Raw genomic sequence first — 668 nt, 5'->3', positions numbered from 1 at the left:
ACTGGCTTCCGTTATCCGTGAAGGAACGGACAGTCCATATGAAGCGATAAAGCCGACGGAACAGCGTGAAACCTATCCGGTTTCATCTGCCCAAAAACGGATTTATGTTCTTCAGCAGCTGGAGGACGGAGGGACAGGCTACAATATGCCGGCGGTATTGGAGCTGGAAGGAAAGCTCAATCCCGAAAGGCTGGACAGGGCTTTCAAAGAGCTGATCAAGCGCCACGAGTCTCTTCGGACCTCCTTTGAACAGGATGGAGGCGGCGATCCTGTGCAGCGCATCCATGACGAGGTGCCGTTCACATTACAGACGACAGTTCTCGGCGACCAAACCGAACAGGAGGCCGCAGCCGCGTTTATCAAGCCGTTTGATCTCAGCCAAGCGCCTCTGTTCCGTGCCCAAATCGTAAAGGTATCAGATGAGCGGCACCTTTTGCTGGTTGATATGCATCACATCATTTCAGACGGTGTTTCCGTCAACATTCTGATTCGGGAATTCGGAGAGCTGTACAACAACCGGGCCCTTCCGGGGCTTCATATTCAATATAAAGACTACGCCGTATGGCAAGAAGGATTCAAAACAGGAGACACATACAAAACGCAGAAGGCGTACTGGCTGAAGCAGCTCGAGGGCGAGCTGCCGGTGCTGGATCTCCCGGCTGATCAAC

1 protein-coding gene is annotated in these 668 nt (G+C 53.0%); it reads left to right on the top strand.

Annotated elements, in window-relative coordinates; translation table 11 throughout:
* A partial coding sequence (locus ACQXR1_RS22105; protein WP_430772881.1) for a condensation domain-containing protein occupies nt 1-668 on the top strand: 668 nt, incomplete at both ends.

It is taken from the genome of Bacillus sp. ATD (genome assembly GCF_050585765.1).
GTDB classification, from domain to species: Bacteria; Bacillota; Bacilli; order Bacillales; family Bacillaceae; genus Bacillus; species Bacillus stercoris.
This window is presented reverse-complemented; position numbering and strand designations above follow the sequence as displayed.